Genomic DNA, 24,577 nt, shown 5'->3' on the forward strand with positions numbered 1-24,577 from the left:
TCAATTCTCCCCCAGATAGGCAGCAATCACGGCGGGATCTTCCTGCATCTGGGCAGGCGCGCCGCTGGCAATGACTTTGCCGAAGTTCACCACCACCACGTGATCGGACAGACCCATGACCATGGTCATGTCATGATCGATCAGCAGCACGGTCGTTGACCACTCATCGACGCAGCGGCGGATGTAGCCCGCCATTTCCTGTTTTTCGGACGAGGTCATGCCGGCTACCGGCTCATCGAGCATTAGCAGCTTGGGACGGCCAACAAGGGCTCTCGCCAGCTCGACGCGCTTCTGCAAGCCATAGGGCAGCCCGGCGATTGGCCGGTCACGAATTTCTCTTAGGTCGAGGAGGTCGATAATTTCCTCATCGATGCGTCGGGACAGGGCAGCTTCCTCCCGCTGCGCCTTCCCCCACCACAGCGCGGAGGACAGCAACCCGGACGACAATTGGCAGTGAGCACCTAGCTTGATGTTCTCCAGAACAGTCAGACCAGAAAAGAGGGCGATGTTCTGGAATGTGCGGGAGATCCCCACCGGCGACCGCTGATAAGGCGCTTGATCGGAAAGCTCTTGTTTCTCGAAGCGAATTGACCCGGATTGCGGCGTGTAGAAGCCGGAGATGACGTTAAACAGGCTGGTCTTCCCCGCGCCATTCGGCCCGATGATAGATGTTACCCGACCCTTTTCCACGTCCAGCGAAACGCCGCTGAGCGCATGCACCCCGCCAAATGACAAGTTCACGTCATCAATGGCTAACAGAACGCCCATCTTGCGCCGTTCCTCCCACTGCCAGCCAATGCTTTCCACGCCACCCGCTTCAGACGGAGAGACGCTGCATGGTCTTCATTCGTTTATTTTGTGCCTAGACGGTACGGGCTGGCGGGAGCTCCGGAAACAGGGGCGATCGCAAAGTATGTTTCCATATTACGAAAAGACGAGGGCATTTTTTTACCCTACCCTATGGATCACAAGAAGATACAGAGCGCGACATAACGCGCGATGACGACTAGGGAGGACGTTAGTGATCAAGATCGGCCGATACGAAATTCACCGGATCGAGGAAGTCGTCGTAAGGGAGCACAAGTCTCTCTTCGCCGACTGGGATGAAGCCAGGGTTGAGCCGATCAAGGATTGGTTTGTCGGCGACTATTACGATACCGCGGACGACAGCTTTGCCACTTCAATCCACACCTGGTTGGTCAAGGGACCGGACCTGACCATCCTCATCGACACCGGAAGTGGCAACACTAAGGATCGCCCGCTTTCTCCACGATTTGCCGGATTGGATACACCCTATCTGGAGCGACTGAAGGCAGCTGGCGTGGCTCCGGAAGATGTTGACTATGTGCTTTTGACCCACCTGCACATTGACCACGTGGGCTGGAACACAGTGCTAAGCGACGGGAAATGGGTTCCGACGTTCCCGAACGCAACCTATGTGATGACCCGCACGGATCGTGAGGCAAAGGATCCTCTCATCGGCGCAAAGGAAAAGCCTGCTGGTGCGGTTCTTCCGTTTGTCGACAGCGTGAAGCCACTGCTGGAACAGGCAACGGTGAAGCTGGTAGAAGGGGATGAGCAGAACTTCCTGCCGGGCATTGATTTCATCAAGACCCCCGGCCACGCAGTTGGCCAGATGGCAATCCGACTGAGAGATGAAGGTGAAGAGGCACTGTTCATCGCCGATGTCATGCATCAACCGATCCAGGTCTATAATCCGGAGTGGTCGAGCAAGTTCTGTGAAGACGGCGTCCTCGCGCGTGAAACGCGCAAGTCCATCCTCTCCTATGCCGCAGAAAATGGTTGCCTGATTCTTCCAGCACACTTTGGCGGCACCCATTGCGGCTACATCGAAAAAACCGCTGAGGGCTATGCCTATCGCCCGTCAGACGTCATGCCCTGACAGCCCTGACCCGCCCGCCCACCGGACGGGATAGGCTCTGTCGGCATCTCAAGTGGCCGCGGTTCCCTTGGAAGCGCGGCCATTTTGTTTTTCGCCCCACCTGTTCGATCAGGACACCGGCTGAACGAGAAAGGCCGGGGGGTCATCCCGGCCTTTCTCGTTTCTTTTGCCATAGACCTAACCATTCATTAGGGATGGTAACCAGGTTGCAATCGGCGGGAAGATCGCCACAAGCACCATCAGCAGGATGAAAAGCCCCACAAACGGCCAGGAAGCCTTGTAGACATCGCTGAGCGAGACCTGTGGCGCAGTCGCCTTGAAAGCGAACATCGTATAGCCGAAGGGCGGTGTCATCCCCCCCACGGTGAGGTTCAACAACACCAGCAACCAGAACCAGATCGGATCGAACCCAGTCGATTGCACCAACGGCTGATAGATTGGCACTAGAATGAGCATCAGGGCGATCTGGTCGATAAACATACACATGATGAACACAATGCCCAACAACACGGCCAGAACCATGTATGGCTGACCAGCGAACACTTCGCCAAGCTCAACCAGATGGCGGGTCGCGCCGGTGAAAGCGAGCAACTGGCCGAACAGGTTTGAGCTGAAGACAATCGCCATGATCATCGCCGTGATGAAAACCGCGTTTTCCAGTGCCTCCAGCAGCATCTTGATGCTGAAGCTTCGGTACACCATCGACACCACGATCGAGCCGAGCACACCTGTTGCAGCCGCCTCGGAAGGGGTCGCGATACCAAGCAGGATCAAACCCATCACCGAAAAGACGATGATCGAGAACGGCAGCATCAGAATGACCGAACGCAGTTTGCCACCCCAGCCCTTGGCGTCCTCCGCGATGTCTGCATCCGGTGACAGTGCCGGGTTCCGCATCACACGGAACCCGATGTAGCCAAGAAACAGAACAGCTGCGACCAGGCCTGGGCCAACTCCGGAAATCAGCAACTTGCCGATGGAAACGTCGGCCAGTGTGGCAACGATCACGATCAGGACGCTGGGAGGGATGATAGGTGCCAGCGATGCTCCCGCCATGATCGCGCCGATTGACAGCTTGAGATCATAATTGCGCGCCATCATCGTGGGGAATAGAGAACGCCCCAGCATGGCGGCAACCGCCATCGCAGCGCCCGAGAGTGCTCCAAAGATGACCGAGACGAGAATTGTCAGGACGTACTGGCGCCCGCGCACTTTGCCGATAAGTCCGTCCATTGCCCTGAAAAGGTTCTCAACCGAGCCAGACCGGGTCAGGATTTCCCCCATCAGGATGAACAGCGGAATCGCCGACAAGGCACCGATGTTGACAGAATCGAAGATAGAATTCGAAACAAGGATAAAGCCGCGCGGCCCGACAATTGTCAGTACAGTCGCGATATTGATTACCAGAAAGCCAATGAACATCGGCACGCCAGACAGAAAGGCGGCCAGAAGAAGTATCAGGCTTCCGGAGAGAATTGCCCACCATTCCATCAGTAGTTTTCTTTCGTTTTTCCGACAGCAGAGCGCTCAAATGACTGACGCAGGAAATACAGCCCCGAGCTGAAAAACCCGTAGGTCATGAAGACCGACAGCCAGACCTTGGGAATGGGTTTGACGCGGACAAGAAGTTCCTCGCGCACATATTGCTGAATATTTGCCTTGAGGCAGATCCAAGCCACCAGCAGGCAGGTCGCAGCGCTTACCAGCGTCAACACAACCCGTGCAACTTCGGCTGAGCGCGGTGAAAGGCTTTCTGTCACAAAGGTAATCGTGATGTGCCCGCTCTTTCGGCTGACCTGCGGAAACGCCAGGAATGTGCCGATGCAAAGCGCATAGGCAACGATCTCATTGGACCACCAGGTCGGAGAGGCGAAGAAGTAACGAGCGACGGTTTCGAAGCCGTAGGCGAAGACAATCACACACAGGCAAAACTGGGCCAGCTTGAAGCCGACGGTCGTGACCGCGTCATGAGTTCGGTTGAGAGCGGACAAGGTATGTCGCATGATTTTACAGCCAGACAGGAAAGGCAAAGACCAGGGCGAGAAACGACTGAGCCGCCTCGGTTGGGTAGCACGTATCCAACCGAGGCAGGGCCGATCAGCCCTTATTTCGTAAGCCCAGCCTCAATTGCCTTGGAACGGAGATCTTTTGCAAGCTCGACTCCACAGCAATCTTCCGCAAGTTTCCAGACACCGTCGTAATAGGCCTTTCTGACCTTATCATAGGATTCGCCTGGCAATTCAGTTACCTGAACGCCTGCTTCTTCGAGGGTTTTGAGATCATTGCCAATATTCTCATTGCCAATCCGGATGGTATCTTTCTCGGTCTGGATCGAAGCTGCTTCCACAGCCTTTTTTTCCTCGTCGGAAAGATCATTCCAGCTGTCCAGGTTCATCGCGATGTAGGACACGAGCTGTCCAAACGTTGGCTCGGTGCGGTACTTCGCCACTTCAAAGTGTTTCGTCGCGAGGAAGACGCTCTGAGGTGCACAGGCACCATCAACGACACCACGCTCCAGCGCAGAATAGACCTCCCCCATGTCGGTGTTGACAGCTACGCCGCCCAGCGCTTCGATCACCGGGACATAGGTTGAAACACCCCGGATCTTGCGGCCGGCCCAATCGCCGTTTTCAGAGACAGCTTCGCGCAGATAGCAGTGATACCCTGCAGAACCGACAGCCACGTTGGCCAACAGCTTCAGGTTATGGTTTTCCTGAAAATACCTATCAATGACCTCGAAAACACCAGACGAGCGGATCTTGTCCATATCCGGCTCCATCGCGTTGGTCACGACGGTCAAGGCCTTCGAATGGTAGGCCGGGTAGGTATAGATGAGGTCCATCACGCCTGCCGATACAGGAGTGATCTGCTCAAAAGCAGGAATGGCTTCGGGTCCAGTTATCTCGACGTCGAGACCAACCTTCTGAGCTTCTAGGTTCTGCTTGAACTGGACGGCCGGCATATAGGCCATCTTGTTGCTTTCCGGCCAGCTTTCGATCATGCGCAGCGTCTTTGCTTGCGCAAACTGCGCGCCCGGTGTCAGGACAGCGCAGGCAATCGCCGCGCTCACCACGAATTTCTTGAACATGTTTCACTCCCATTGTCGAAGTCGGCGTGCTCTTGCGGCACGTCACTTGCGATTGTTTCGTCCAGCCCGGAGCCCGCACTCCACGGACACCCCCCACCTTCAACGCGGCGTTGAAGTTCGGTTGAGAATTGCCTTAGTTTCGATCGAAAGCAAACGACACACGACGCCTAGAAGGCTGTATATATTTTATATATTCTTTTACGATGCTTTATAATAAGTATTAATATAATTATATTATGTATTTATAATAAAAATTAATAATTAAAATTTTAAATATACTAAAAATTATATAGATTTTATATTAAAAAATACAAAATAATATTTTAAACTACAATTATATCAGAATAAAAATATAAATCATTCCAATTAAATATTTAAAAAATTCAAAAATAATCTTATCGTTGCGTAATTCAAAAAGATGGTTTCCAATCGATGCGGAAAATAACAAAAAATCGCAAACCTAGAAACAACCCTAAGAAAAATCGTCAATTTATTAGAATTTTATAGATTACAATCCGAAATAATTGATTAGTGCTTTAAATAATACTATAAATACTATTTATTTATTTTAAAATTTAAATTTATGCCAGAAATTCAACCCTAATACTGAATTTTATTACTTTCATTGCGCCTCTGCACTCCCTTGACAAGCAAGGAGCAACTGTAGACCTATCTGGCGAGCCCACCCAGGGGCACTCTGAACTCCACAAATACGGAAAACCAATGTTCTTCGAGCCACGTACTGGTCACTCACTTCCGCACGATCCCTTTCGCGCGATTGTCGCACCGCGGCCGATCGGATGGATTTCCTCAGTTTCCGCTGACGGCGTTGTTAATCTGGCGCCTTACAGTTTCTTCAATGCGATCGCCGGAAATCCACCGATGGTGATGTTCGCTTCCGAAGGCATCAAGGATTCAATTACCAACGTTCAGGCAAGTGGAGAATTTGTCGTCAATCTGGCGACCAAGGCGCTTGCCGACCGCATGAACGAGACATCGCGCGCCCACCCCGCCAACGTGAACGAGTTCGAAGCTGCGGGACTGACGATGGTTGAAAGCCGCATGATATCAGCTCCCCGCGTCGCCGAAACTCCCGCCGCCCTGGAATGCAAGGTTACTCAAATTCTTCCACTCAAGGATCTAAACGGCGATGCTGGCGAGCGCGTCATGGCGATTGCCGAAGTCGTCGGCGTTCACATCGATGAGGCCTATCTCACCGAAGGTTTGTTCGACATGGTCAAAGCTGGAACAATTGCACGATGTGGCTATTGGGATTACCAGCTAACGACCGAGTTGTTCAACATGCCCCGCCCCGATCTGCCAAATCATTAAGGCCTCGCCCACCCGGATCAACTGCAGTTTACAAAAGCCCGCCGGAGTTCTCTTGGCGGGCTTTTTCTTCTGTTATTTTGAATGATCGCAAACCTCTATTGAATGCGCGTTCTCGCATTGGGCCTCCCCCCATATTGACCATTTGTTGTGAAATTTTCTGCACTTGAGCCGTCTTGTCCTTGCGGCTCGCATGTTCGGTAGAAAGTTGACAATTCCAGTTCACACAGGATCTGTCGCCGAGAGCTTTTTGAACTGACAAAGAATCTCGCTTGCGTCCTTGAAAAGTATTGTGTTAAACGTTTAACCGTAAAACGTTTAACAGTGTTGGGAGGCGCTGCGAAATGTCGAGGAAAAAGCCGTCCATCAAAGAAGTTGCAGCACTGGCAGGCGTCTCGATAGCCACCGTCTCGAACGTCTTTTCCGGGCGCAAACCTGTCAACGATGAGCTGAAAGAAAGCGTTCGCCAGGCAGCGCATGAGCTTGGCTATCAGCTTGACCGGGCAGCTTCCCAGCTTCGGTCCGGCCGCACGCGCATTATCGCCGTTCTGGTACCGGACCTCACCGACACCTTCTTTGCCACGATCATCTCGCGCCTGGAAACGGCAGCCTATGCCGAGGGCTACGATGTCATCGTTGCCAGTTCCCATAATGACCGTGAGGTGGAGTCTTCCCGCCTGAAGGCCCTGCTCTCATGGCGTCCCGAGGGACTGATTGCTGTACCCTGTTCGGCAACAATCCCCCAGGAACTGAAGGACGCCAGACATACATTGCCAATGGTGCTGGTTGACCGGGTGGCGACCCGCAATGCCATCGCCGACACTGTGTCTATCGACAATCGCGAAGCCGGCGAAATTGCAGCGCGGCACTTGCTGGAACGCGGCCATCGCAACATTGCAATCGGGGTATCCAGCCTCGACCATCCGCCCATCGTCGAACGCAAAGACGGAGCTGCGGCGATTATTTCAGAAGCCACAGGCTTCCCGCCAACCATCCTCAATCTTGGCACCGACATTGCAGCAGGCACCAGAGCCTTTCTGGACTGGATGGAACGCAATCCGCAGCCAGAAGCCATCATTGCCCTGACCAACGTGACAGCCCTCAGTGTGCTGTCGGCTTTGGCCGAGCACAAAATCGACATTCCCGCCCGTGCGTCCGTCATCGCATTTGATGATTACGCCTGGATGTCGGCAAGAAACACCGGCCTGACTGCTATCCGCCAGCCAGCCGACGAGATCGCGGAAACCGCCTGGGCCCGCCTGAAGATTCGTATTGGGCACGGACCTCACGAACCGGTGACCCCGACGGTTCTCAATGCCAGCCTCATCGTGCGCGCCTCAGTGCGCGACCTGACCCCTGTTATCGAGGAGGACAGCAGGGATCAGGGAGGACTGGAGCTCGCAAAGCCTGGCAAGGACGTGAGGCCAACGAAGAAAGTCCACTGATGCCGGATCGCCAGCAATAAAGGCAACGGGCAGACAGGCGGCAAAAGCCGCAAGGAACACACCGGGAGGAAGAGGAGGAAACAAGGTCGAGAACGCAAACGCGCGGGCGCCGTAAACAGCCCCGCGCGTCAGCAAGATCGTCCTGAAAAACCCACTGGCAGAAGCGGCAGGTAGATCCCTGTTCATCCGACGGCCCATTGAAACACATTCGCCGATGCAACGGCTGATGCGTGAGGGCCGCGACCGGATTCGATCGTGCTTGCTCAACTCTAACAGTGGTCTTTCAGGAAACCAACAAGTTCGGCCATCGCATCGAAGTCAGATGGTCCAGGACTGTTTCAATGGAGGAACTGAAATGTACCCTAAAAACAAGACATTCGTCGGCGCCCTCGCCGTCACCGCCGTCCTTTTGACGAGCGCTGCACAAGCCGCATCAGGCACAGTTGCCTTTCTGATGCCTGACCAGGCATCCACACGCTACGAAGAGCATGACTTCCCGGGCTTCAAGACCGAAATGGAAAAGCTCTGCCCCGAGTGCACTGTGATCTACCAGAACGCCGACGCTGATGTGGCCCGTCAGCAGCAGCAGTTCAACTCCGTCATCACCCAGGGCGCCAAGGTCATCGTCCTCGATCCCGTGGATTCCAGCGCCGCGGCGTCTCTCGTCGCGCTCGCTCAGAGCCAGGGGGTAAAAGTCATTGCCTATGATCGCCCGATCCCTGACAAGACCGCCGATTTCTATGTTTCGTTTGACAATGAAGGCATCGGCAAGGCGATCGCTGAATCCCTGGTTGTCCATCTGGAAGAACAGGGTGTTTCGCCAGAAGCTGGCGGCCTGCTGCAGATCAATGGATCGCCAACCGACGCAGCCGCTGGCCTGATAAAGGACGGAATCCACGCTGGTATTGCCACAGGACAGTACAAGACCTTGGCTGAGTTCGACACGCCAGACTGGGCCCCGCCCAAGGCTCAGGAATGGGCCAGTGGTCAGTTCACACGCTTCGGGGACCAGATCATTGGCATTGTTGCTGCCAATGACGGCACTGGCGGCGGCGCAATCGCCGCCTTAAAGGCGAACGGGGTAGACCCACTTCCGCCAGTAACCGGCAATGACGCAACCATCGCAGCCTTGCAGTTGATCATTGCTGGCGATCAGTACAACACGATCTCCAAACCTTCCGAGATCGTCGCTGCAGCGGCAGCACGTGTCGCCGTTCAGTTCCTTAACGGTGAAACTCCTGAAGCCAAGACAACGCTTTATGACACACCATCAGAGTTGTTCGTTCCTGCTGTCGTCACCCGACAGAACCTGAAAGCCGAAATCATCGACAAGGACATTCAGACTGCGGAAACGCTTTGCACCGGCCGGTATGCGGAAGGCTGCGCGGAGCTGGGGATCCAGTAACACCGCCCGAGCTGGCCGCTCGACCTTAGGGCCGGGCGGCTTCCCAGCAGGTACAAGCAGGAACGAGCCGGATATGACGACCGCCCCCCTTTCCCAATCCGAAGCGAAGAGCCAACCGATCTTGAGCCTTCGCGGTATTTCAAAAAACTTCGGCGCAGTTCAAGCGCTGACCGATATCGAACTGGACGTCAGCCCTGGTGAAGTTGTGGCCCTGGTGGGAGACAACGGAGCGGGCAAATCGACGTTGATCAAGGTGCTCTCCGGCGTTCATGCGCCAACCTCCGGAACCATCCATTTTGAAAACAAACAAGTCGACATGCAGTCACCCAGCGATGCGCTCGACCTGGGCATTGCCACTGTTTTTCAAGACCTCGCCCTGTGCGAGAACCTCGATGTTGTCTCGAATATCTTTCTCGGGCAGGAGCGCAATCCATGGCATCTGGATGAGGTGTCCATGGAAGTTCGTTCCTGGGAGCTTCTAAACGAGCTGGCCGCACGCATTCCAAGTGTCAGGGAACCGATTGCTTCACTTTCCGGCGGGCAACGGCAGACCGTGGCGATTGCCCGTTCTCTTCTCCTAAATCCGAAGATCATCATGCTCGACGAGCCGACGGCAGCCCTCGGCGTCGCTCAGACAGCCGAGGTGCTGAACCTTGTCGAACGGGTTCGGGACAAGGGCCTCGGTGTCATCATGATTTCCCACAACATGGAAGACGTTCGTGCGGTTGCAGACCGAGTCATTGTTCTCCGCCTAGGCCGCAACAACGGCGTTTTCTCACCCGACTCCAGCAATGAAGAACTGGTCGGCGCCATCACCGGCGCAACGGACAATGCCGTCACCCGTCGCGCTAGCAAGCGTGCAGCGGCAATGCAGATTCAGGGGTAATGGCATGCACAACGAAACCAACATGAACAGTCCCGCTCCGCAATCCGGATTACTGGATCGCAGCGACACGCGCGTAAAGCACGCCAACAACCTTGGTGACGTCATCCGCGCCTTCTTCGACCGCGTCAAGTCTGGTGACTTGGGTTCGTCCCCTGTCATCGTTGGCCTGATCGTCATTTGGAGCGTCTTTACCTTTCTCAACCCGCTGTTTGTGACCCCAAACAACCTGGTTAACCTGCTGTTTGATTGTTCGACTGTCGGTGTCATTTCTCTTGGCGTTGTCTGCGTGCTCATGCTTGGTGAAATCGATCTGTCAGTTGGATCGATGAGTGGCGTCGGATCTGCTTTAATCGGCGTGCTTTGGGTCAACCAGGGCATGCCTCTGCCACTCGCAAACCTTGCCGCACTCAGCGTTGGCGCGGTTATCGGATCCGTTTACGCCTTGCTGCGCACCCAACTAGGCATGCCGAGCTTCGTCTCGACGCTGGCAGGACTGCTCGCACTGCTGGGGCTGCAGCTCTACATGCTCGGTTCAACCGGCTCCATCAACCTACCGTATGGCTCCTCGATGGTGGACTTCGGCCAGCTATTGATGATGCCTGCCTGGTTCTCGCATGCAATTGCGTTGCTGCCCGGTGCCGCCATCCTGCTGATGGGTCTTCGCACCCGTGCGCACCGCAGCGCCGCCAACCTTTCAGCTGGGTCGGTTTCCGGCCTGGTTTTGAAGGCTGTTGCAACCACTATCGCCTTCGAAGCAGCAATCTTCTATCTGAACATCGGTCGCGGCGTGCCGTGGATGTTCGGACTGTTCGCACTGCTCGTCGTTGGCATGAACTATGTCTTCACCCGAACCAAATGGGGCCGTTCCGTCAAGGCCGTCGGCGGCAATGCTGAAGCAGCGCGTCGCGCCGGCATCAACGTCACCTACACCTACCTCACGTCCTTCGCGCTCTGCTCGCTGCTTGCCTCCCTTGGCGGCATCCTGTCTTCAGCCCGTCTGGCTTCCGCCAGCCAGCAGGCAGGCACCGGTGACGTCAACCTGAATGCGATCGCGGCAGCCGTTATTGGGGGCACGAGTTTGTTCGGTGGGCGTGGATCAGCCTGGTCGGCACTTTTGGGGATCATTGTCATCCAGTCGATTTCCAACGGATTGACGCTGCTCAACATGTCGTCTTCGCTTCGCTACATGATCACCGGCTGCGTGCTGGCAATCGCTGTCATCGTCGACAGCCTTGCCCGACAGAGCCGCGTCTCGCATGGCCGCGCCTGATCCTGCCACCCTTGGGAAACCGAACATGACCGATGAACTGAACGGAAAGGTCGCAGCCATCACAGGCGCGGCTTCGGGAATTGGACTTGAATGCGCCAGGAGCCTGCTTGAAGCCGGGTGCAGAGTGGTACTAATCGACCGCGCTGAAGATCGGCTGACAACACTCTGCGAGGCACTTGGGCCGCATGCGCTCCCGTTGGTTGTAGACCTCATGGACGGGTCTGCGGTGGACGGAATGCTCGATCAGATCCTGAAAAAAACCGGGCAGCTGGATATCTTTCACGCCAATGCGGGTGCCTATGTTGGCGGGAGTATTCTTGACGGCGACCCCAACGTCTGGGACCAAGTGCTCAATCTCAACATCAATGCGGCTTTCCGCTCAATCCATGCGGTTCTGCCGCACATGGTGGAGCGGAAGACCGGAGACATTATCGTCACGAGCTCCATCGCCGGGATCGTGCCCGTCGTCTGGGAGCCAATCTACACGGCGTCCAAATTCGCGGTTCAGGCCTTCGTCCATACGGCGCGCAGACAAATCGCCGAACATGGCATTCGTATCGGTGCGGTCTGTCCCGGCCCGGTGGTGACAGCCCTTCTTGACGACTGGCCTAAAGCCAAGATGGAAGAGGCACTCGCCAATGGCAGCCTAATGCAGCCGAAAGAAGTTTCCGACGCGGTGCTTTTCATGCTGTCACGCCCCCGCAATGTCACCATTCGCGACCTTGTCATTCTCCCCTCAACTGTGGACCTATAAGGCATGAGCAAATATCTGATTGGCATCGACGTGGGCACAAGAAGCGCCCGAGCCGGGGTTTTCGACGAGGCCGGCACGTTGATCTCCTCCGCCAAACGCGATATCGCCCTGATCAATCGCGGATCCAACCTCTATGAGCAATCGTCTGGAGAAATCTGGGCAGCGGTCTGTGCGGTCACGCGAGAGTCCCTTCAAAACGCCAGCGTAGATGCCGCTTCGATTGCAGGGATTGGCATGGACGCCACGTGTTCCCTCGTGGTGATCGGTCCCGAAGGACAGCCTCTTCCAGTGGGCGATGCGGACCATCCTGAGCGCAACATCATTGTCTGGATGGACCACCGGGCACTCGATCAGGCAGCGCGTATCAACGCCACCGGGCACGAAGTTCTGCGCTATGTCGGCAACCAGATCTCCCCTGAAATGGAGACGCCCAAACTGCTTTGGCTGAAGGAAAACCAGCCAGAAGTCTTCGCCAAGGCTGAGCATTTCTTTGATTTGACCGACTTCCTGACGTGGCGGGCGACAGGCTGCCTGGATCGCTCAATCTGCACGGTGACCTGCAAATGGACCTATCTGGGCCACGAACGTCGCTGGGATGAAAGTTATTTCAAGACAATCGGCCTGCCCGAACTCTGCAACAACCATTTTGCACGTATCGGCGAGACCGTCATCGATGCTGGAACAGCCATCGGAACCGGCCTGACAGCCGAAGCAGCAACCGACCTCGGCCTGCCCCAAGGCACGCCGGTGGCAGCAGGCCTGATTGATGCCCATGCGGGTGGCATCGGAACCGTTGGTTGGCTAGACGCGAAAAACACCGGTTCAGCCACCAGCCGCATGGCCTATGTCTTCGGCACATCCGCCTGCACGATGACTTCAACCACTGAACCAGCTTTCGTGCCGGGCGTCTGGGGTCCCTACTATTCCGCAATGATCCCCGGCCTCTGGCTCAACGAAGCTGGACAATCTGCGGCAGGCGCTGCAATCGACCACCTGGTCCACCTTCACCCGGCCGCTAACGAAGCAACTGAGAAAGCCGAGAGTGCCGGGATCGGTCTGACGCTCTGGCTCTCAAAGCAGGCGGAAAACCTGGTATCCGAGGGCGTCGACCTGGCGCAATGCGTTGGCGGCTTGCATGTAGTACCCGAGTTTCTCGGCAATCGTGCGCCTTTCGCCGACCCCCACGCCAAAGCCTTGATTGCCGGCCTCGACATGGATACGTCCATCTCGGCGCTTATCAGACTTTACATCGCAGGAGTGTATGGCCTCGGATACGGCCTGCGACAGATCATTCTTACTCAAAGCGCGAAGGGTATCGTTCTCGATACAATCGTCGTCAGCGGGGGAGCCGCACAGAGCCCGACCGTTCGCCAGATGCTGGCCGATGCGACCAATCTCAAGATTGCCGCCCCAAGAACGACGGAACCAGTCCTTCTCGGCTCTGCAATACTTGGTGCCGTCGCCGGTAAATTGCAGCCTGATATTCAGTCCGCGATGGCCGCCATGACAGCCGCAGGCGAGACCTACTTTCCCAATGTGAACACCAAAGAGCATCATCAACAACGGTTTGATGCCTTTGAGCTTCTTCAAGCAACCGGGCGTCAACTGCGCACCTGAATGTAAGCTAAGATTCACGGCCCATCCCAAGCATCCCCCGAAAGCCTGATGGCTTTCTCCTGGTTGGCCTTTGGTTCATCCCCCCACACCTGAACACCGCCGAAAATTTCGACTACCTCCGCCCCCCTCTGAAATGCCTTGACGCGTCGAAGGGCCCCCGCTCATGAAAGCTTACCTGCGGATGCTACCGCGCCAGACCATCTGGGAGGCGAGCGTGACGGTTTGCGGTGTGTCGTTTGGCGCTTCGGACAGATAATTGACCGCGGCCTCAGAGATGTCCTCGACCGGCTGGCGGAATGTCGTCAGGCTGTAGCTTTCCCATGCCGCTTGCTCGATATCATCGAAGCCGATAACCGAAACGTCCTCAGGCACGCGGAGTTTAAACCGCTGACGAGCGGCATCTATGACCCCGCAGGCAATAAGGTCTGTCGCGCAAAAGATGCCATCCGGACGTTCCGGAGCGGTGAGCAGCTGCGTGCCGACATCCAGGCCTGTACCATAGGATGTCATCCCGCTGGCTGCTTCAAGAATTGGCACCCCGGCCTTCTCAGCCATGCCACGAAAGCCTTGCCCCCTGTCTTCGAGACTTGGCGTTCCTGCCCGTGAGGATGCAAAGGCAAGGCGCTTGCAGCCAGCTGCGCTCAAAGAGGCAAAGGCCTGGCGACCTGCGGCCGCATCATCAAGACGAATGCGCAAGGTGCCTGGGCGTTCTTCGTTCCGGTTGATGAAGACAAGACGCATGCCGTTGCGCAGGCACATTTCTGCGAGGGAGGAATCCGGCATGCCCGACAAGATGATCGCCGCCTCGGTGCGGTATGAAATCGCCTGCCGCAGGGCTTGTGCGACGCTTTCATCCGAGCGGTCCGTATTGATGAGCAAGCCGACCTTGCCGGCTGCCTGCAGCTTGTTGGAAAGCGCTGCGAGCAAGGACGAGCGGTAGGGAGTCTGGATCTCGGCCGCAATCAGTGCAACCAGCCCCGTCCGGGATGTGAGCAGGCCCCGCGCGAGGTTGTTGACCTGATAACCCAGCTTCTCGGCAGCCGCATAGACCTTCGCTCGGGTCTCCGCCGAAACGGAAGCCCCTGGCGTGAAGGCCCGTGAAACGGCTGTACGGGAAACTCCTGCCAGTTCCGCAACATCTTTTGCGCTTACTTGTTGCCTAATCATTCCAATACCTTGCAAAGGTGTGCACTGCACATTTAGCAGGAAAATAGGCTATTTTCATAACAGTTTATTGACAAGAAGCGAAACGAATCTCAATCTAATGCACAGGTGTGCAATTCACCTGTCCCTGGTTTCAGGGAATATGGGAGGAAATCATGAAACTTTTCAAATGCGCTCTTTTGGGCGGCGCGATGCTATTGCCCAGCGCTGCGTTTGCCGACGAATTGAACCTGATCTGCTCGGCCGATGTGGTGATCTGCGAGAAGCTGGTCAGCGAGTTTGAAGCCAGCCATTCCGACATTGACGTCAACATGGTTCGTCTCTCCTCCGGGGAGGCCTTTGCCAAGGTTCGGGCGGAAGCCCGCAACCCGCAGACAGATCTATGGTGGGGCGGTACGGGAGATCCGCATCTTCAGGCCGGTCAGGATGGCCTAAGCGCTGAATACAAATCACCGATGCTGGACGAGCTGCAGGATTGGGCCAAGGGCCAGGCCGAGGTTTCGAATTATCACACCGTTGGTGTTTATTCCGGCGCGCTCGGCTGGGGCTACAACATCGATCTGTTCAAGGAAAAAGGCATCGAAGCCCCCAAGTGCTGGGCTGACCTGCTGGATCCGGCTCTCAAGGGCGAAATCCAGATCGCCGACCCCAACTCTTCCGGCACCGCCTACACCACGCTGGCCACATTGGTTCAGCTGATGGGCGAGGATGAAGCCTTCGACTTCCTCAAGAAGATGCACGCCAACGTCTCGCAATACACCAAGTCCGGCAGCGCGCCGGTCAAGGCTGCTGCACGCGGCGAAACCGGGCTGGGCATCGTCTTCCAGCATGACGCGGTTGCTCAGGCCGTCGCCGGCTTCCCCGTCGGCGTTGTCGCACCGTGCGAAGGAACCGGCTACGAAATCGGCTCCATGTCGCTGATCGAGGGCGCACAGAACCCTGAAGCCGCCAAGACCTTCTATGACTGGGTGCTGACGGCAGAGGTGCAGAACATGATGCCGGACGCAGGCTCGTTCCAGATCCCCTCCAATGCCTCGGCAACTCCGCCGAAGGAAGCACCGGACCTGTCGACGATCAAGCTGATTGACTACGACTTTGCCGAATACGGCAGTGCCGAACGGCGCAAGGCGCTTCTGTCGCGCTGGGATGACGAAGTCGGCTCGATGCCACTTCAGTAATGATGCTCGCGGCGGACGGCCTTCGGGCCGCCCGTCCCTGCCTTTCCTTTCCCATCGGACAGACACATGACCTCCAGAGACAACCACAGGCTCGATCTGATCCTGGCGGCCAGCATCTTCGCGCTTGTCGCGCTTCCCTGGTATCGCATTCGATCCGGCTTCTTCAGCTTTGAATGGCTGACCGACGTTTTTTCGTCCGAGAAGCTCTGGCCCGGTCTTGTTCAGGCCATGAGTGGCAAGTGGCAACTCTGGCCGATTCTTGCGCTGGTGGCCGCCACACTTTATCTGCGTGTGATCCGCTCCCCCGGCGAGCGCGGCAAGGCCTTGATCGCAATTGGTGTCGCCGGTCTCATCTGGATGGTGAGCGAAGGCCTTGCAATCGGTTTGCGCGGCTGGAACTGGGGTCTGCTCGAAACCGCATTCGGCGATGTCACCGGCCAACAGGCTTTTGGTGCCGGAGCTGTCGTTCTGGGAACTGTTTTTGCGCTGCTGATTGCATTCGGAGCAGCCGAACGTGGCGCCTTGAAGGGCGACGCCTTTGTGCTCGGGTCCATCACACTTCTGGCCCTGCTTGTTTCCGTTTTCGTCCTGTACCCGCTGGTCTCCATGTTCACCGGTGCGTTCCAGGAATTCGATGGTTCCTTCACCACGGAAGGCGTGAGCCGAAACATCATAGATCCGAAGATCTGGTCGCTCTCCTGCCTCGTCGGCGGCAACTGCGGAGTTGCCTGGCGCACGTTTTTCCTTGCTATCTGCACCGCCACCGGATCGACCTTCCTCGGGCTGGTGTTCGCGCTTGTGGCAACCCGCACAGGATTCCGCTTCAAGAAATCCCTGCGCCTTCTGACAGTCCTGCCGATCATTACCCCGCCCTTCGTGGTCGGCCTCGCCCTGACCATGCTCCTGGGGCGTTCCGGATCTCTGACCCACGTAATCGAGAGTGCGACCGGCTGGGAGCTGGGCCGCTGGCTTTATGGGCTGACCGGCATCTGGATCGCCCAGATGCTCAGCTTCACACCAATTTCCTTCCTTGTCCTGATCGGTGTGGTGGATGGCATCAGCCCTTCCATGGAAGAAGCCAGCCAGACCCTTCGATCCGATCGCTGGCGGACCTTTCGCAAGGTCTCCTTGCCGTTGATGGCTCCCGGCCTTGCCAATGCGTTCCTGATCGGCTTCATCGAGTCGATGGCCGATTTCGGCAATCCGCTTGTCCTCGGCGGCTCCGGTGGTGTGCTGTCGACTGAAATTTTCTTCGCTGTGGTCGGCGCACAGAACGACCCGGCGCGCGCTGCCGTCCTGGCCACAGTGCTTCTGGTTTTCACCCTGTCTGCATTCCTGGCGCAGCGACTTTGGCTCACCGGCCGCAACTTTGCGACCGTGACCGGCAAGGGCGATGGCGGACGCCACATCAGCCTGCCGCGCCGCGTCGCCTATCCCGTCATCACCATTGCAGTTGCCTGGGCTGTGTTCACGCTGACGGTGTACGCCATGATCCTGTTCGGCGGTTTCGTGAAGGTCTGGGGCCTGGATCACTCCCTGACCCTGCAGCACTACATCCGCGCCTTCGGCATCAGCTGGGAAGACGGCCTTCGCTGGACCGGTGTGGCCTGGGACAGCTTCTGGACGACCATGGAAATCGCCCTGATTGCGGCGCCTTTGACCGCCGCCGTCGGCCTGTTGACCGCCTGGCTGATCGTGCGTCAGAACTTCCCCGGCCGGTCGGTGTTCGAGTTCGCCCTGATGATGAGCTTCGCCATTCCCGGCACGGTCATCGGCATCAGCTACATCATGGCCTTCAACCTGCCGCCCCTGCAGATGACAGGAACCGCCGCGATTCTGATTGCCTGTTTCGTCTTCCGCAACATGCCGGTGGGTGTGCGAGGAGGTGTGGCGGCCATGAGCCAGCTTGACGGGTCCCTGGATGAAGCCTCCCTGACGCTTGGCGCCGGGTCTGCCAGAACCATGCGCAAGGTGATCCTGCCACTCATGCGCCCGGCCATTCTCGCGGCTCTGGTCTACAGCTTCGTCCGGGCCATCACCTCGATTTCCGCGGTGATCTTTCTGGTCAGTGCCAAATACAACATGGCGACGGCCTATATCGTCGGGCTGGTCGAAAACGGCGAGTACGGCATCGCCATCGCCTACTCTTCAGTGCTCATTCTTGTGATGATCACGGTCATCGGCGGCTTTCAGCTGCTTGTCGGCGAGCGCCGCCTCCGCCGCAGGGAGGGCTTCGGGTCCTCCGCTTCCCCAACCAAAAAAAAGGTAGCCCAGGCATGACCCAGACAAGAGGGGCCGTCGCATTTCGCAATGTGCAGAAGCGCTTCGGCAGTTTCACCGCAATTCCGGATCTCACCCTGGACATCACGCCGGGCCAGCTTGTGACCCTGCTTGGGCCATCGGGCTGCGGCAAGACCACCACCCTGCGCATGCTGGCGGGGCTGGAAAGCCCGAGCCAGGGGCAAATCCTCATCGGCGGTGAAGACGTGACACGTCTGCCTGCCGACCGACGCGATGTCTCGATGGTGTTTCAGAGCTACGCCCTTTTTCCGCACATGCTTGTCGGCCAGAATGTCGCCTACGGGCTGGAAGCTGGCGGCATGCGCGCGGCCGAAGCCCGCAAACGTGCCGACGAGGCCCTGGATCTTGTTGGGCTGGCGGGGCTTGGCGATCGGCTTCCCGCAGAACTTTCCGGTGGGCAGCAGCAGCGCGTGGCGGTTGCCCGTGCGCTTGTGCTTGAGCCACAGATCCTTCTGCTGGATGAGCCGCTCTCCAACCTTGATGCCCGCTTGCGCCGCAAGGTGCGCACCGACATTCGCGAGCTGCAGCAAAGGCTCGGCTTCACGGCGGTCTATGTCACCCACGACCAGGAAGAGGCGCTCGCCGTATCCGACACGATCGTGGTGATGAAGGACGGACGGGTCGCGCAGATCGGAACGCCGCGAGAACTCTATGAGGCGCCGGCCTCGGAATTCATTGCCGACTTCATCGGCGAAGCCTGCGTGGTGGATGGCCGCGTCCTTTCAGTCGCAAATGAAATCGCGCAGGTCGAAATGGGCGGGGTCACCTTTCCTTTGCCGGCGCGGGGCGCGGCTCCCGGCCCTGCCCGTCTGTCCCTGCGCTCGAACGCCCTGAAGGTGAAGACGAGCGGCGAAGGCGTAGCCGGAACGGTCGCTTCTGCAGCCTACCTCGGCGATCATATTGAGTATGAGATCGACAGCTCCATCGGGCGCATCTTCGTGGTCGACGACGAAAGCGACACCTTGCTGGCCACCGGTTCAGCAGTCTGCCTCGAAGTCCGCACCCGTGGCGTCGCCCTCATCCCGGGGGCAGCATGACCAAAGCCCTCTCTCCTGACGACAGGCTGAGCGTTGCCGTCGAAGTCGCGCAACGCGCCGGAGCCCTCGCCCTCGACTATTTTAAGAAACGCGACGCTCTGGTGATCGAACAGAAGCGCCACGTCACGGATCTCGTGTCGGAGGCTGACCGTAACGTCGAAACCCTGATCCGCGACGCCCTGAAAGCGGCCTTTCCCGAAGATGCCCAACTGGGCGAAGAGCACGGCCTGAGCCAGGGCACCTCGGGGCTGACCTGGGTCATCGATCCGATCGACGGCACCGCGCCCTATCTGAACGGGTTGCCCGGCTGGTGTGTCTCCATCGGCGCTTGCGATGACCAAGGGCCTGCGATCGGGATCATTTACGCCCCTGTTTTGGACGAGCTTTACGTCTCATCGCGCGGTCAGGGCGCTTTTCTGAATGGCGTTTCGCTCAGCGTTCTCCCGGGCGACCTGAGATCGGGTCTGTTGGGCGTCGGCGCCAATGACCGGGTCAAGAGCGCACAAGTTGGTCAGATGCTCGCCGAACTGATGGAGGCAGGCGCTGCCTGGGTGCGCTACGGCTCCGGGGCATTGATGCTGGCCTGGGTCGCAGCCGGGCGTCTGGTTGGATATGCCGAGCCTCGTATGAACGCCTGGGACTGCATGGCAGGATATGCCCTCATCAAGGAAGCTGGCGGATGCGTCATGCCCTTTCCTTCCGGAGAGGCGATGGCCCTTCCCGCCCCTGTTCTGGGGGCCTCCGCGGGCGCCTTCGATGAGCTCGACAGGATCTGTGCCTTCGGCAAATCAGCCGACTGGTAGACAACGAGGCGATGGAGATGTTTCCCGGCGTTCTCTCCCAAAGAGCACGATAGGTGAGAACAGCACCTGCCGACCGGGAAGCCCTGTTTTCCGCTTAGGGACCCTGCGTGGGAAAAGCTTCTTGGCCGGCTTGCGCAGAAGGCGGTCTGTCGAACTGGGGCGTGGCAGCCGGGGGCAACATCTGCCCGAGGGAATGTGATACCGTTAGCGTCTTGCATCGGATGACCAATCTCCAACAGCCGATGCGACAAGTCCTCCACGTGATCTGCGACAAGGTGGAACAACGATACCTGCTCGCTCCAGCCATCCGCTGGCGCATAGTCCTCAACTACCTCCTTCCCCAGACCCATTGGAGCAAAGAGGCCTTTGGCTCGCGCCCTCCTCCAACATCCATCGGGTCAGAGTGCCCCGAGTGCCAGCCCGTCAGAAACCAAAGACTTTCAGGGTCAGTGCAGCGTGTAAATTGCCGTATGGCCCGGATGATCGGCCTTCTATTTCACATAGTTGCACGCTATTGCCGGTGGAAAGCCCGCGCACTGCGCGACGCAGACATGGTAAATTGGTAAATCTTTGTTAAGCTTTTCCTTGCGTTATCTGAAAACCAAGGCGGCTTGAGATATGGGTGGACCGATTGTCACCATCGCATCCCTGAAGGGAGGCAGCGGAAAGACCACGCTGGCCTGCTGCCTTGCCGTACAGTGGAAGCTTCAGGGTTCCAATCCCCTGCTGATCGACGCCGATCCACAACGCTCGGTCATCCGGCTTGCAGAGCGTGAGCAAGCGCTTGGCGGGATTGACCTGCTTGAAAAAGCGGACAAGGCCCTCTGGAAAACCACACAACAGGCTGCAGCGAACCACGGCATCACGATCATCGACACGCCAGGCTTTGACAGCGAAATTACGGTTTCCGCCCTGGCCATTGCAGATCTTGTGCTCATCCCGGTGAAAGCTTCCCCTCTCGACGTTGATCGGATGATGGATACGGTCAGGACACTCATGGACGGTGTCAAAGGCTGGGCGCCGACATTTCGCTGTGTTTTGACGCAGACCATACGCGGCAGCGTCATATCAAGGCATGTGCGCAATGAATTGCAAGAGAGCGGGTTTCCTCTGCTTGGAAGCGACATGCCCAATCGGGTCGCCTACGCGGAAGCCGGCCTCTATGGCGCGACCCCTAGCTTGACCGCACCAGATGGATCTGCGGCCCGCGACATAGCTTCCATTGCCGGTGAAGTCGAAGCGCTCCTTGCAACCAAATCCAGGTTGTCCGCATGACGAAACAGCTGCCCAAAACATCCACCCGCACACTGGATGATCTTCGCAGGGCGGCAAACCTGACGTTTTCTGCCGAGCAGCAGGCTCGTCGTCCGGTTGCGTCGCCTCTGCAGGATGTGGGAACTCCGAAAAACAAGCCGGATCAAACCACTGGCAATGCTCCAAGAGAGGAAGCTGACGCCTCGCCCCAGGAGGAACAGAGCAGCCGCTCCAAGGAACAGCCAGCCCTGACCGCCAGACAATCACCTCCCGGGAAAAACGAGTTTCGCAGGAATGCCGGGCAGCTTGTCATCGACAGGCACGTGCACTTCGCGACAATCGCTGGTCTTGTTCCGATGCCATGGGTTGATCTGGCCGCAATTGCAGCAATTGTCGAGCGTATGCTGCGCAAGCTTTCCCGCTTGTATGGGCAACCCATCAGCACTCACCGCAGCAAACGTCTGGCCGCAGGCTTGGTGACGGGCATGGCAGCTCCTGGAATAGCCAGCTTCACCTTAACCGGGTTGTTGAGAATTGCACCTGGCCCACATTTGCTGGGCATGGCAATCACATCCGTCTCGGCAGCAGTTCTGATCCGTGTGGTTGGAGAGGTTTATTTATCGCGCCTCGACGCGGGCGCAGAGGCAAGCTCGTAAGACGCTCGGCCTTTATCCTTCGGATACGCGGCAAAAAAAGCGGCCTTGCCGCTGCGAAGCCTTTTCTTTCAATAGATGAGAGAGTAACCTTTTTCGGACGCGAAATTCCTTAAGTTACAAGCATGAATTTTAATCTACCGGTTGAATTATCGCAGCCCGGCAGACGCTCAGGAGATCATCAATGGTGACCAAGACCACCGAGACCAAAGCCGAGAAGCTCGATGAACCGGAGATTGAAGAGGACGCCATCTCAATCGAGGATGACGCGGAATTTTCCGCAACTCGGGAACTGACAGCAGACAACGTCATCAAAGATTATGTCATCGCATCGGTCGCGGCCAGCATTGTGCCCGTTGCTTTCTTCGATATTGCCGCCGTTATCGCGATCCAGCTTCGCATGATCCAGAAGCTGTCGAACCTTTACGGCAAGCCCTTTTCAGAACGCCTTGGCCGCAAGGTAATTTACGCGCTTGTCGGTGGCGTATTGGGCTATGGCGCCGGATATGTTGTTGCCGCAAGCGCTGCAAAAATGATCCCCGGCATCGGCTGGATGGTCGGCATGGTGTCCTTGCCGGTGGTCGCGGGCGGGGCAACCTACGCTGTGGGCCGGTCCATCGTGAAGCATTACGAAGAGGGCGGCACTCTTATGGACTTCAATGCCGGAAAAATGCGCGAGTTCTATAACGAACAGTTCGAAAAAGGCAAAACCGTCGCTCGCAAAATGAAGGACAAGGTCAAGTCCGAAGCGAAAGACGTCGAAGACGAAGTAGCTGCATAAAAAGCTTGCCTTCAAAAACAAATCAAGCCGCCTCGGAGAGACCTCTGGGGCGGCTTTTTCCATTTCCGGAACCAGGTCATTTCGCGTCAGAGCGCTCTGAGACCCTTTTAGACTTTGAATTTCCTGCGCAGCTCTGGCGGCACCCGTCTTCTACGGTCGGATGCCAGTAAGACAATCAAGCCAACCAGGGGGCTAAACAGGAAAGCCACCAGAAAGTTGCCTGCAAATCCAAATCTGGTCTCACGGCCCAGCATTCCGATTATCCAGCTGCCAACAGCCCAAAACAGAAACATCCAGGGATTGAATAAGAGTGTCATTGGCCTGCTTGCTCCTTGGCGGGTGCGATTGCCGGATTGCTATTCGGTTGGTTTGAAGGATCCTCAGTGCCAGTCTGAAGAGTAGCCCAGTCCACCGGGATCTGATAGCTCTCCATCGTGCGAAATTGGGTCCCGTCGTGTTGCACGATAAAAACCTTGGTGTCAGTGATCAATCCGGTGCGATCAAAGATCAACGGCCCCGTAATCCCGGTAACCGGCGTTTTGTACCGCGAAATTTTTATCGTATCAGCGATCTTGTTGGAATCCGTTGTGCCGGCAGTGTTCGCCGCACTTTGAATAAGCATCATCGCATCATAGCCCAGTGCTGCGTCCAGATCGGGCAAATGACCATTCTGCGCCTTGAAATCCGCCACGAAGTCTTGGGCCTCTTTCGAGAAATCCTCACGGTCATACAACGAAACCCCCGCGACGCCTTTCATGTCTTTTGTCCCGACACGCTTCTCCAAGGCTGATGAGAAAATATACTCCATCCCGAGAATGGGGATTTCAAGACCAAGGCTCCGGGCACTTTTCACAAACTCTGCCGTTTCCTCGGTCGATGAGGAGACAAGAAAAAAGGCGTCGAAATCCGAGCGGCTGAACAACTTGTTGTCCAGAACGAACATCAGCAATTGTTCAACCGATTGATGACTGCTGGAAAGATAGCCGCGGTAGACAACATCTGCGTCGGCGCTCGTCACCGAGGCCATGAAGAAATTGGCGCTCTCCTTGCCATAGTCTGTCTTGTCGGAAAGAACGATAAACCGGCGAAGTCCCGATTTCAGAGCGTATGCCGCAATAACGGCAGCGTTGGTGGAATTGTCCGGCTGCAGGGCAAAGACTGTATTGAACTCATGGTTGGTCAGGGAGTCTGCGGTTGCGTGCGTCGCAAAATAAAGGACATTGTTCAGACTATAGATGGAACTGGCAGCAACCGCCGTATCGGACCATTCATGCCCGACAACAGCCAGAAGGTTTTCCGTTTTGGCAATACTGCCGGACAGTTTCAGCGTTCGCTCGACGGTCGTCTCCAAAGCCGTATCTTCGGAATAGGCCGCTTCCGTCAGGACCTCCAATTTGACCTGACGGCCCAGTATCCCGCCGCCCGCGTCATTGATCCGATCAATGGCCATCTTGGCACCGTCGAGGAAGCTGTTTTCTTCTTCATCCTTGGCATAGACAGCGGCGATAATCAGGGTGTTGTCAGTCTCCCCCAACATCGCCCGTACCGTTTCCGGGATGCGGCTGAAAGTTGCTGCAGTGCCCGTGATGTCCAGCAAGCCAAGGCCCAACGCAATGACGAGGGGAACAATGGCCGCCCAAAACAATAACTTTCGCTTCGGTGTTTTCGCGTCGACAGCAGGCTGATGTTCGGCATTATCCTGTGCCATG

The 24,577-nt window shown here is 56.9% G+C and carries 21 protein-coding genes; 15 read left to right on the top strand and 6 right to left on the bottom strand.

What is annotated here, in order from left to right; genetic code table 11:
• Positions 1-768, bottom strand: a complete 768-nt coding sequence (locus J0X15_RS03400; RefSeq protein ID WP_206938186.1) for an ABC transporter ATP-binding protein — start codon at positions 766-768, stop codon at positions 1-3.
• 253 nt (positions 769-1,021) lie between these two features.
• On the opposite strand from J0X15_RS03400, the gene J0X15_RS03405 reads away from it, so the two are divergent.
• Positions 1,022-1,903, top strand: coding sequence for an MBL fold metallo-hydrolase (locus tag J0X15_RS03405; RefSeq protein WP_206938188.1), 882 nt, complete (start codon positions 1,022-1,024; stop codon positions 1,901-1,903).
• A 177-nt stretch (positions 1,904-2,080) separates the two neighbouring features.
• On the opposite strand, the gene J0X15_RS03410 is transcribed toward J0X15_RS03405, so the two are convergent.
• From J0X15_RS03410 to dctP, 3 genes are all read right to left on the bottom strand, one after another.
• Positions 2,081-3,394 carry a TRAP transporter large permease gene (locus tag J0X15_RS03410; protein ID WP_231710246.1) on the bottom strand — a complete coding sequence of 438 codons (1,314 nt, stop codon included), beginning with the start codon at positions 3,392-3,394 and terminating at the stop codon, positions 2,081-2,083.
• Positions 3,394-3,906 carry a TRAP transporter small permease gene (locus J0X15_RS03415; RefSeq protein ID WP_206938190.1) on the bottom strand — a complete coding sequence of 171 codons (513 nt, stop codon included), beginning with the start codon at positions 3,904-3,906 and terminating at the stop codon, positions 3,394-3,396. The genes J0X15_RS03410 and J0X15_RS03415 overlap by 1 nt, the downstream gene beginning before the upstream one ends.
• 101 nt (positions 3,907-4,007) lie before the next feature.
• Complete coding sequence (dctP, locus tag J0X15_RS03420) at positions 4,008-4,991, bottom strand: TRAP transporter substrate-binding protein DctP (protein ID WP_206938192.1); 984 nt, start codon at positions 4,989-4,991, stop codon at positions 4,008-4,010.
• Between the two features lie 723 nt (positions 4,992-5,714).
• On the opposite strand from dctP, the gene J0X15_RS03425 reads away from it, so the two are divergent.
• From J0X15_RS03425 to J0X15_RS03455, 7 genes are all read left to right on the top strand, one after another.
• Positions 5,715-6,323: a flavin reductase family protein gene (locus J0X15_RS03425; RefSeq protein WP_206938194.1), complete on the top strand. Its 609-nt coding sequence runs from the start codon at positions 5,715-5,717 to the stop codon at positions 6,321-6,323.
• A 341-nt stretch (positions 6,324-6,664) separates the two neighbouring features.
• Positions 6,665-7,765, top strand: coding sequence for a LacI family DNA-binding transcriptional regulator (locus J0X15_RS03430; RefSeq protein ID WP_206938196.1), 1,101 nt, complete (start codon positions 6,665-6,667; stop codon positions 7,763-7,765).
• Positions 7,766-8,120: 355 nt separating this feature from the next.
• On the top strand, positions 8,121-9,170 hold the full coding sequence (locus tag J0X15_RS03435; RefSeq protein WP_206938198.1) for an ABC transporter substrate-binding protein: 1,050 nt from the start codon (positions 8,121-8,123) through the stop codon (positions 9,168-9,170).
• 73 nt (positions 9,171-9,243) lie between these two features.
• A complete protein-coding gene (locus J0X15_RS03440) occupies positions 9,244-10,056 on the top strand; it encodes an ATP-binding cassette domain-containing protein (protein ID WP_206938200.1) in 813 nt (270 codons plus the stop codon).
• A 4-nt stretch (positions 10,057-10,060) separates the two neighbouring features.
• Complete coding sequence (locus tag J0X15_RS03445; protein ID WP_209015017.1) at positions 10,061-11,326, top strand: sugar ABC transporter permease; 1,266 nt, start codon at positions 10,061-10,063, stop codon at positions 11,324-11,326.
• 25 nt (positions 11,327-11,351) lie between these two features.
• The gene (locus J0X15_RS03450) at positions 11,352-12,080 is read left to right on the top strand and encodes an SDR family oxidoreductase (RefSeq protein WP_206938201.1); all 729 of its coding nucleotides are present in this window, start codon (positions 11,352-11,354) and stop codon (positions 12,078-12,080) included.
• Between the two features lie 3 nt (positions 12,081-12,083).
• Complete coding sequence (locus J0X15_RS03455) at positions 12,084-13,697, top strand: FGGY-family carbohydrate kinase (protein ID WP_206938203.1); 1,614 nt, start codon at positions 12,084-12,086, stop codon at positions 13,695-13,697.
• A 171-nt stretch (positions 13,698-13,868) separates the two neighbouring features.
• Here the strand turns inward: J0X15_RS03455 and J0X15_RS03460 are convergent, their stop codons facing one another.
• Positions 13,869-14,864: a LacI family DNA-binding transcriptional regulator gene (locus tag J0X15_RS03460; protein WP_206938205.1), complete on the bottom strand. Its 996-nt coding sequence runs from the start codon at positions 14,862-14,864 to the stop codon at positions 13,869-13,871.
• Positions 14,865-15,016: 152 nt separating this feature from the next.
• On the opposite strand from J0X15_RS03460, the gene J0X15_RS03465 reads away from it, so the two are divergent.
• From J0X15_RS03465 to J0X15_RS03495, 7 genes are all read left to right on the top strand, one after another.
• A complete protein-coding gene (locus tag J0X15_RS03465; protein WP_206938207.1) occupies positions 15,017-16,039 on the top strand; it encodes an ABC transporter substrate-binding protein in 1,023 nt (340 codons plus the stop codon).
• 66 nt (positions 16,040-16,105) lie between these two features.
• Positions 16,106-18,319, top strand: coding sequence for an ABC transporter permease (locus J0X15_RS03470; RefSeq protein ID WP_206938209.1), 2,214 nt, complete (start codon positions 16,106-16,108; stop codon positions 18,317-18,319).
• On the top strand, positions 18,316-19,377 hold the full coding sequence (locus J0X15_RS03475; RefSeq protein WP_206938211.1) for an ABC transporter ATP-binding protein: 1,062 nt from the start codon (positions 18,316-18,318) through the stop codon (positions 19,375-19,377). The genes J0X15_RS03470 and J0X15_RS03475 overlap by 4 nt, the downstream gene beginning before the upstream one ends.
• Complete coding sequence (locus tag J0X15_RS03480; RefSeq protein WP_206938212.1) at positions 19,374-20,180, top strand: inositol monophosphatase family protein; 807 nt, start codon at positions 19,374-19,376, stop codon at positions 20,178-20,180. The genes J0X15_RS03475 and J0X15_RS03480 overlap by 4 nt, the downstream gene beginning before the upstream one ends.
• A 618-nt stretch (positions 20,181-20,798) precedes the next feature.
• The gene (locus J0X15_RS03485; protein WP_206938213.1) at positions 20,799-21,455 is read left to right on the top strand and encodes a ParA family protein; all 657 of its coding nucleotides are present in this window, start codon (positions 20,799-20,801) and stop codon (positions 21,453-21,455) included.
• The gene (locus tag J0X15_RS03490; protein WP_206938214.1) at positions 21,452-22,090 is read left to right on the top strand and encodes a YcjF family protein; all 639 of its coding nucleotides are present in this window, start codon (positions 21,452-21,454) and stop codon (positions 22,088-22,090) included. Before J0X15_RS03485 ends, J0X15_RS03490 begins: the two co-directional genes overlap by 4 nt.
• A gap of 181 nt (positions 22,091-22,271) precedes the next feature.
• Positions 22,272-22,868 carry a YcjF family protein gene (locus tag J0X15_RS03495; RefSeq protein ID WP_206938215.1) on the top strand — a complete coding sequence of 199 codons (597 nt, stop codon included), beginning with the start codon at positions 22,272-22,274 and terminating at the stop codon, positions 22,866-22,868.
• A 313-nt stretch (positions 22,869-23,181) separates the two neighbouring features.
• Here the strand turns inward: J0X15_RS03495 and J0X15_RS03500 are convergent, their stop codons facing one another.
• A complete protein-coding gene (locus J0X15_RS03500; RefSeq protein ID WP_206938216.1) occupies positions 23,182-24,576 on the bottom strand; it encodes an ABC transporter substrate-binding protein in 1,395 nt (464 codons plus the stop codon).
• Position 24,577: the final 1 nt, after the last annotated feature.

The organism is Roseibium limicola (assembly GCF_017313085.1).
Taxonomy (GTDB): domain Bacteria; phylum Pseudomonadota; class Alphaproteobacteria; order Rhizobiales; family Stappiaceae; genus Roseibium; species Roseibium limicola.

Excerpts from the sequence above, each read along its gene's own strand:
- J0X15_RS03400 (WP_206938186.1), bottom strand. The coding sequence starts at position 768 with ATGGGCGTTCTGTTAGCCATTGATGACGTGAACTTGTCATTTGGCGGG.
- J0X15_RS03410 (WP_231710246.1), bottom strand. The coding sequence starts at position 3,394 with ATGGAATGGTGGGCAATTCTCTCCGGAAGCCTGATACTTCTTCTGGCC.
- J0X15_RS03415 (WP_206938190.1), bottom strand. The coding sequence starts at position 3,906 with ATGCGACATACCTTGTCCGCTCTCAACCGAACTCATGACGCGGTCACG.
- dctP (WP_206938192.1), bottom strand. The coding sequence starts at position 4,991 with ATGTTCAAGAAATTCGTGGTGAGCGCGGCGATTGCCTGCGCTGTCCTG.
- J0X15_RS03425 (WP_206938194.1), top strand. The coding sequence starts at position 5,715 with ATGTTCTTCGAGCCACGTACTGGTCACTCACTTCCGCACGATCCCTTT.
- J0X15_RS03430 (WP_206938196.1), top strand. The coding sequence starts at position 6,665 with ATGTCGAGGAAAAAGCCGTCCATCAAAGAAGTTGCAGCACTGGCAGGC.
- J0X15_RS03435 (WP_206938198.1), top strand. The coding sequence starts at position 8,121 with ATGTACCCTAAAAACAAGACATTCGTCGGCGCCCTCGCCGTCACCGCC.
- J0X15_RS03440 (WP_206938200.1), top strand. The coding sequence starts at position 9,244 with ATGACGACCGCCCCCCTTTCCCAATCCGAAGCGAAGAGCCAACCGATC.
- J0X15_RS03445 (WP_209015017.1), top strand. The coding sequence starts at position 10,061 with ATGCACAACGAAACCAACATGAACAGTCCCGCTCCGCAATCCGGATTA.
- J0X15_RS03450 (WP_206938201.1), top strand. The coding sequence starts at position 11,352 with ATGACCGATGAACTGAACGGAAAGGTCGCAGCCATCACAGGCGCGGCT.
- J0X15_RS03455 (WP_206938203.1), top strand. The coding sequence starts at position 12,084 with ATGAGCAAATATCTGATTGGCATCGACGTGGGCACAAGAAGCGCCCGA.
- J0X15_RS03460 (WP_206938205.1), bottom strand. The coding sequence starts at position 14,864 with ATGATTAGGCAACAAGTAAGCGCAAAAGATGTTGCGGAACTGGCAGGA.
- J0X15_RS03465 (WP_206938207.1), top strand. The coding sequence starts at position 15,017 with ATGAAACTTTTCAAATGCGCTCTTTTGGGCGGCGCGATGCTATTGCCC.
- J0X15_RS03470 (WP_206938209.1), top strand. The coding sequence starts at position 16,106 with ATGACCTCCAGAGACAACCACAGGCTCGATCTGATCCTGGCGGCCAGC.
- J0X15_RS03475 (WP_206938211.1), top strand. The coding sequence starts at position 18,316 with ATGACCCAGACAAGAGGGGCCGTCGCATTTCGCAATGTGCAGAAGCGC.
- J0X15_RS03480 (WP_206938212.1), top strand. The coding sequence starts at position 19,374 with ATGACCAAAGCCCTCTCTCCTGACGACAGGCTGAGCGTTGCCGTCGAA.
- J0X15_RS03485 (WP_206938213.1), top strand. The coding sequence starts at position 20,799 with ATGGGTGGACCGATTGTCACCATCGCATCCCTGAAGGGAGGCAGCGGA.
- J0X15_RS03490 (WP_206938214.1), top strand. The coding sequence starts at position 21,452 with ATGACGAAACAGCTGCCCAAAACATCCACCCGCACACTGGATGATCTT.
- J0X15_RS03495 (WP_206938215.1), top strand. The coding sequence starts at position 22,272 with ATGGTGACCAAGACCACCGAGACCAAAGCCGAGAAGCTCGATGAACCG.
- J0X15_RS03500 (WP_206938216.1), bottom strand. The coding sequence starts at position 24,576 with ATGGCACAGGATAATGCCGAACATCAGCCTGCTGTCGACGCGAAAACA.